Source organism: Pseudomonas sp. NPDC087639 (assembly GCF_044743385.1).
Lineage (GTDB): Bacteria > Pseudomonadota > Gammaproteobacteria > Pseudomonadales > Pseudomonadaceae > Aquipseudomonas.
Genome location: NZ_JBIUWI010000016.1, coordinates 29,489 through 36,277 on the forward strand (window position 1 = coordinate 29,489; position 6,789 = coordinate 36,277).

At 60.1% G+C, this 6,789-nt stretch carries 8 protein-coding genes and 1 pseudogene; 3 read left to right on the forward strand and 6 right to left on the reverse strand.

Features of this window, described 5'->3' with window-relative positions:
• Positions 1-3: 3 nt before the first annotated feature.
• The 3 genes from phnE to phnD are packed head-to-tail and all read right to left on the reverse strand — an operon-like array spanning position 4 to position 2,479.
• Positions 4-822, reverse strand: coding sequence for a phosphonate ABC transporter, permease protein PhnE (phnE, locus tag ACIOVB_RS09415; protein ID WP_187678637.1), 819 nt, complete (start codon positions 820-822; stop codon positions 4-6).
• A gap of 2 nt (positions 823-824) precedes the next feature.
• Positions 825-1,616 carry a phosphonate ABC transporter ATP-binding protein gene (gene phnC, locus ACIOVB_RS09420; protein WP_401267010.1) on the reverse strand — a complete coding sequence of 264 codons (792 nt, stop codon included), beginning with the start codon at positions 1,614-1,616 and terminating at the stop codon, positions 825-827.
• Complete coding sequence (phnD, locus tag ACIOVB_RS09425; protein ID WP_401267013.1) at positions 1,613-2,479, reverse strand: phosphonate ABC transporter substrate-binding protein; 867 nt, start codon at positions 2,477-2,479, stop codon at positions 1,613-1,615. The genes phnC and phnD overlap by 4 nt, the downstream gene beginning before the upstream one ends.
• A 109-nt stretch (positions 2,480-2,588) precedes the next feature.
• Here phnD and ACIOVB_RS09430 point away from each other — a divergent pair, with 109 nt between their 5' ends.
• From ACIOVB_RS09430 to map, 3 genes are all read left to right on the forward strand, one after another.
• Positions 2,589-3,446, forward strand: coding sequence for a LysR substrate-binding domain-containing protein (locus tag ACIOVB_RS09430; protein ID WP_401267014.1), 858 nt, complete (start codon positions 2,589-2,591; stop codon positions 3,444-3,446).
• Between the two features lie 67 nt (positions 3,447-3,513).
• Positions 3,514-3,741 (forward strand): ParD-like family protein, encoded by a 228-nt coding sequence (locus ACIOVB_RS09435; RefSeq protein WP_401267016.1) that lies wholly within the window; start codon positions 3,514-3,516, stop codon positions 3,739-3,741.
• Complete coding sequence (map, locus tag ACIOVB_RS09440) at positions 3,738-4,529, forward strand: type I methionyl aminopeptidase (protein WP_401267017.1); 792 nt, start codon at positions 3,738-3,740, stop codon at positions 4,527-4,529. The genes ACIOVB_RS09435 and map overlap by 4 nt, the downstream gene beginning before the upstream one ends.
• A gap of 57 nt (positions 4,530-4,586) precedes the next feature.
• Here the strand turns inward: map and ACIOVB_RS09445 are convergent, their stop codons facing one another.
• The 3 genes and pseudogenes from ACIOVB_RS09445 to ACIOVB_RS09455 form a co-directional block, all read right to left on the reverse strand.
• Positions 4,587-5,741 (reverse strand): ABC transporter ATP-binding protein, encoded by a 1,155-nt coding sequence (locus tag ACIOVB_RS09445; protein ID WP_401267020.1) that lies wholly within the window; start codon positions 5,739-5,741, stop codon positions 4,587-4,589.
• A 17-nt stretch (positions 5,742-5,758) separates the two neighbouring features.
• Entirely contained in the window at positions 5,759-6,568 is an 810-nt protein-coding gene (locus ACIOVB_RS09450; protein ID WP_007918021.1) for an ABC transporter permease, read from the reverse strand.
• A gap of 6 nt (positions 6,569-6,574) precedes the next feature.
• Positions 6,575-6,789, reverse strand: a pseudogene (locus ACIOVB_RS09455) (ABC transporter permease); the annotation flags it as partial.

The window sequence follows — 6,789 nt, forward strand, 5'->3', positions numbered from 1 at the left end:
CTGCTAATGGGCTGAACCGCTCTGGATCGCTGCGCGTAGCCGGCTCGACACTGCATCGGCGACGATCACCATGAAAGTGATGACGATGATGCAGGTGGCTGTTTCCTGGTACTTGAACAGTTTGAGACTGCTCACCAGTTCGAAACCCAGGCCGCCAGCGCCGACCATTCCAAGTACGGTGGCCGAACGCAGATTGACCTCGAAGCGGTAGAGAATCACGGCAATCCACGCAGTGATCACCTGCGGCAATACGCCAAACACGATTACCTGCAACGGCCGCGCACCGGTCGCTTGCAGCGCTTCAATCGGGCCTTGATCAATCTCTTCAATGCTCTCGGCGAAGAACTTGCCGAGCATGCCAAGGCCATGCAGCGCCAGCGCCAGCACACCGGGAAACGGGCCGAGACCGACCGCCGATACGAAGATCAGCGCGAGGATCAGTTCATTGATGCTGCGAGTGAAATTCAGCACCTGCCGGGTGAGGTGGAACACCAGTCGATTGCGACTGAGATTGCGCGCCGCGAGAAACGACAGAGGAATCGCCAGTAGCACTCCGAGCAACGTGCCCCATATGGCGATCTGCAAGGTTTCCACGGCGGGTGCGACCAGACGCGGCAGGATGCTCAGATCGGGTGGAAAAGTGCGCGAGAGAAAGTCGCCAATCTGCGGCAATCCGGCGGCCAGTTCTCCCATGCTGAGTTGGGCACCTTGAGCGCTCCAGTTCAGCGTCCACAACACGATCAGGACGATGGCACCGGTGGTCAGCCAACTGCGTGTGCCACGGGGGCGATTGCCAACCCACTGATAGTTTTGCGATTGCATGTTCAGGCCCTCGATGCGGCGCAGTAGGTCAGGGTGGGCGTCAGGGTGTCTGCAGGTAACTCCGAAGGCTGGCCCGGATAGATTCGTGCCAGATCCGCGTCGGTCATACTCGAGGCTTTGCCGTCGAACACCAGGTTGCCGTGAGCCAGGCCGACCACGCGGTCGCCGAACTCGCGGGCGTATTCGACCTGATGCAGATTGCACAACACGGTGATGCCCAGCTCGCGAGTGGCATCGCGCAGGTACTGCAAGACCAGTCGCGCGGTTTTCGGGTCGAGGCTGGCGATCGGTTCATCAGCCAGAATCACCTTCGGTCGTTGGGCCAGCGCGCGGGCAATCCCGACGCGCTGCTTCTGTCCGCCGGACAACGAGTCGGTTCGCTCACCGGACTTGTGCGCGAGTTCGACGCGCTCCAGGCACTGCATGGCCAGCGCTACGTCGTCACGGCGAAACAGCTGCAGGATCGAGGCGAACGTGCCCACCGAACCGAGGCGGCCGGTCAGCACATTCTTCAATACGCTCAGGCGCGGCACGACGTTGTGGTGCTGAAAAATCATCGCCACTTCACGGCGCAGCACAGTGGTGTCGGGGCAGGTGAGGGCATCGATGCCGGCCACGCTCAGCGTGCCGCTGTCGGCTTGCGCCAAGCGATTAATGCAGCGCAGCAAGGTCGACTTTCCGGCGCCGGACTGACCCAGCACCACGACGAATTCCCCGGCACCGACCTCCAGGTCAATGCCGCGCAATACCGGGTTGCTGCCGTAATGCTTGGTGAGTTGGCGGATGCTGATCATTTCATGCTCCGCAAATCGAGATCGAGCACCTTGGCGGTTTCGCGCACTACGTCGTAAGCCGCGTCCGTAGTGGGCTGGAAGCCATTGAGTACACCCTGATCGCCCCACGGCACATCCTTGATCGAGGCGAGTGCGGCGGCGATTTTCTGCTTCAGCTCAGGATCCAGCGCCTTGCGCCAGACCATCGGCGACTCAGGAATCGGCTTCGAACTCCAGACCACTTCGAAGTCATCCTGCTTCACTACGCCTTTGGCTACGGCACTGGCAAATATGCGGTCGGCGACAGCGGCGGCGTCGACTTTTTTATTCTCGACAGCAAGGATGCTGGCGTCGTGGGAGCCGGAAAAAATCACCCTTTTGAACAAGCCGTCCGGGGCAAAACCGGCCTGCTCAAGACCTGCCTTGGGAAACAGGTGCCCTGATGCCGAACTCGGGTCGACGAACGCGAAGGTATGGCCCTTGAGATCTGCCAGGGAATGAATGCCGCTGTCCTTGCGCGCCAGAATCACACTTTTGTAAGCGCTCTGACCGGTCTTCTTGGTGACGGCCACAGAGAACGCTTCGACATCGGCCACCGAGGTCGCCAGCACATACGAGAACGGCCCCAGGTAGGCGACGTCGAGTTTGCCCGAGCGCAGCGCTTCGATGATGCCGTTGTAGTCGGTGGCCACGAACGGCACGACCGGCATGCCGATTTTGCTTTGCAGATCGTCGAGCACTTGCTTGCTCGCTTCGATCATCGCCTGGGAATCTTCGGACGGGATCAGGCCAATGGTCAGTTTGTCTTTGGCCCAGACATGGCTGGCGCTCAGGGCAAGCACGGTGAGACTGGCGGCACGCAGAAACTGCTTGATTGTTTTCATGGCATTCCACGGTGTGGTTGGGATTTGCCACAGGCTAGGTCTGTCACGTGACAGTCATTCAATCAATTCAATATGCGAATCCGTACTTAACTATTGATGGAGTCTATGGATGTCCAGCGCCAAACTGCGGGCCTTCCTCGCCGTTGCTCGCCACGGCAGTTTCAGTGCCGGTGCGAGGGCCACGGGGCTCAGCCAGCCGACCTTGACCACGCAGGTACAAAGCCTGGAGCGCCAACACAACGTCGAGTTGTTTCATCGCCGTGGGCGGCGCATTGAGCTGTCGGACGTTGGTCGGCAATTGCTGCCGATTGCGCAGCGCATCGCCTTGCTGGAACTGGAAGCGCATAACCTGCTGCGCGACTCCGGGCGGCTCGACAGTGGTCAGCTAAAGGTTGGCGCGGTAGGGCCGTTTCATGTGATCGAGATGGTCGACAGCTATCTGCAACAGCATCCAGGTATCGACGTGTCGATCCGCGTGGGCAACTCGGCGCAGGTGTTGTCGGATCTGGAAAACTACGTGACCGACATTGCGGTGCTGGCCGGTCGTCACGATGATCCGGCGTTGTGTGCGGTGCGTTATGCGCGGCACGCGATCATCCTTTTTGCCCATCATGAGCATCCGCTGGCCAATCGTGGAAGCGTGCGGCTGGAAGAACTGCAGGGGCAGCGTTTGTTGCAACGCGAGCCCGGTTCGACTACGCGACTGGTGCTTGAGCAGGCACTCAACGCGGCACAGGTCAAACCGCGTATCGCCATGGAAATCGGCAGCCGCGAGGCGCTACGGGAGGCGGTAGTGCGTGGGTTGGGCTTGGGCGTAGTGTCCGAGGCGGAATTCATTGCGGATCCGAACATCCGCACCATCCGTATCGAAGACGATCAGCTCTATACCGAGACCTATCTGTACTGCCTGGCGGAGCGGCGCTCGAGTCGGCTCATCTCATCGTTTTTTGATGTGGCCCTCAGCTGAGGGTTTGCAATCTTCCGAAAGGCTTGGCTAATATACGATCCATATACACTTCGTATCGGATTCGACTATGGGCATCGTCAAAATTTCAGAGGACATGCACGAAAATCTGCGCGTCTCCAGCAACGCACTCAGCCGCTCGATCAACGCGCAGGCCGAGCACTGGATGCGCATCGGCATGCTTGCCGAGCTGCACCCCAACCTCGACCACAGTGCCATTTGCCGCTTGCTGATCCGCGCCGAGCAGAACGGCGGGCTGGATCTGCAACAACTGACTCAGGAAGCAGTCACCGCATGAGAAACCAGATCAAGATCAACACCCCGGCCGAGATCGCGCAATCGCGCGTCGCTGGCCAACTCGCTGCCGAGGTACTGGCGATGCTGGTGCCCCACGTCAAGGCTGGCGTGACCACCGATGAGCTGGATCGGCTGTGCAACGACTACATCGTCAATGTGCAAAAAGCCATCCCGGCCAACGTCGGCTACCACGGCTTCCCGAAAACCGTCTGTGCCTCGGTCAACGACGTGGTGTGCCACGGCATTCCGTCAGGCACACCGTTGAAGGACGGTGACATCGTCAACCTCGACATCGCCGTGATCAAGGATGGCTGGTTTGGCGACACCAGCCGCATGTATGTGGTCGGTGAGGCTACGCCTGAGGCGCAGCATCTGATCAAGACCACCTACGACGCCATGTGCGCCGGTATCCGCGCCGTGCGCCCGGGTGCGACGCTGGGGGATATCGGCCATGCGATTCAGAGCCTGGCGGAGAAAGAAGGCTTCAGCGTGGTGCGCGAGTATTGCGGGCACGGCATCGGCAAGATCTACCACGATGAACCGCAGATCCTGCATTACGGTTTCCCGAATCAGGGGATGAAGCTCAAGGCCGGGATGATCTTCACCATCGAGCCAATGCTCAATGCCGGCAAGCGTCATGTGAAGAACATGCCGGACGGCTGGACCGTGCTGACCAGGGACGGGTCGCTGTCGGCGCAGTGGGAGCATATGGTGGCGGTGACGGAGACCGGGTTTGAAGTGTTGACGGCGTGGCCGGATCAGATCGAAGGCTTTACCCCGATAGCCTGAACACCACAAAATCACTGTGGAAGCGAGCAGGCTCGCTCCCACAGGGGGATCCGCAGGTTAGTGGGCCCCGGCGGCTTTGTTGAGGTCGCTTTCAGTCCATTCGGTATAAACACAGGCATCCGCCGTAGCCCAACGCACCCGCACCTCATCGCCAGCCTTGAGCGGCATGCCCGCCGCCGACAGCGCCTTCACCGTCATCGACGTCCCACCCGAGGTGACCACGCTGCACGTCTGGCTCTCGCCCAGAAACAGCACCTCCACCACCTTCGCCGACACCTGATTCCAACCCGCCGCCAATGGCTCATCAGTCGCCTGCTGCACACTCAATGCCAGCGCTTTTTCCGGACGCACCATCAGCAACACATCCTGATCGGTATGCAAACCCGAGGTCAGTCGAATCGACAACGACTGCCCTTCAAAACTCGCCGCCGCGTTACCCTGCGCCTTGAGCTTGAGGAAGTTCGAGTTGCCGAGAAACGAGGCGACAAAGGCATTCGGCGGATTCTGATAAAGGTCATAACCGCTGCCCAAACCGACAATCTTGCCGTGACTGAAAATCGCAATGCGTTGCGACAAACGCATGGCTTCTTCCTGATCGTGGGTCACATAGACGATGGTGATGCCCAGGCGCCGATGCAGTTGGCGCAATTCATCTTGCAAATCCTCACGCAGTTTTTTATCCAGCGCACCCAGCGGTTCGTCCATCAGCAAAATGCGTGGCTCGTAGACCAGCGCCCGGGCAATGGCGACCCGTTGCTGTTGGCCACCGGACAGTTGCGAAGGGCGGCGATGGGCGAATTGTTCGAGTTGCACCAGTTTCAACATCGCATCGACGCGCTTGTTACGCTCGGCCGCCGCCAGTTTACGGATCGCCAACGGGAAGGCGATGTTGTCGCGTACAGACAGATGCGGGAACAGCGAATAGCGCTGGAACACCATGCCGATGTCACGCTTGTGCGGCGGTACGTTGACCAGCGACTGGCCGTTGACGAGGATCTCGCCGCTGCTCGGTGTTTCGAAACCGGCAAGCATCGACAGCGTGGTGCTTTTACCGGAGCCGCTGGAGCCGAGGAAGGTCAGGAACTCGCCGTCCTTGATGTCCAGCGAGATGTTGTCCACGGCGGCGAAGTCGCCGTAGTGCTTGTTCAGGTTGCGCAGGCTGACGAGGGGTTTGTCGTTCTGCTGGGATTCGTCTTTGATCACGGCACTCATGTCGTACTCCTGGGCGCTCAGGCGCTGATTTCGTTGCGCCGACGCAGGGCGGCGGCGATCACCATGACCAAGACCGACAGGCCGATCAGCAGCGTCGAAGCGACGGCGATCACCGGAGTCAGATCCTGGCGAAGGGTGGTCCACATTTTCACGGGAAGGGTTTGCAGGGTCGGGCTGGCCATCATCACGCTGAGCACCACTTCGTCCCACGAAACGAGGAAGGCGAAGAGCGCGCCGGCAACCATGCCCGGACGAATCGCCGGGAACGTCACCTTGAACACTGCTTGCAGGCGTGACGCACCGCAGATCACCGCCGCGTCTTCAATCGACTGATCGAACAGCTTCAGCGAGTTGATGATCGAGATGATGGTGAACGGCAGCGCGACGATCACATGGCTGACGACGAAGGCGAACATCGTCCCGGTGTAACCGAGCTTGAGGAACAGCGCGTACACCGCCACGGCGATGATCACCAGCGGCACGATCATCGGCAGGGTGAACAGGCCGTAGAGCATTTCCCGGCCGGGAAAACGCCCGCGAACCAGCGCAAATGCGGTCGGCAAACCGAGGGCCACAGCGCAAATCGTGGTCAACACGGCGACTTTAAGGCTGGCCGCTGCGGCGTTCATCCAGTCGGGGTTGGAGAAGAACTGGCCGTACCATTTCAGCGTCCAGCCCGGCGGCGGGAACACCAGCCACTGGGATGAACCGAACGACAGCAAGACGATAAACACGATCGGCAACAGCAGGAACAAACCGATCAACCCGGTGGTTGCATACAAGCCGAAGCGCATCCGCCGGCTCATGGCATTGGGAGTCAGGAGCATGTCGGCTTACCTCGCGTTACTGGCGCCAACCGGGGATTCCGGCTGAAGCTTCAGGTAGAAGTAGAACAGCACCAAAGTGATCGCGATCAGCAACGCGGCGCCGGCACTGGCCAGACCCCAATTGAGGAACGATTGCACCTGCTGAATGATGAACTCCGGCAGCATCATGTTCTGCGCCCCGCCGAGCAGCGCCGGGGTGACGTAGTAACCGAGCGACATCA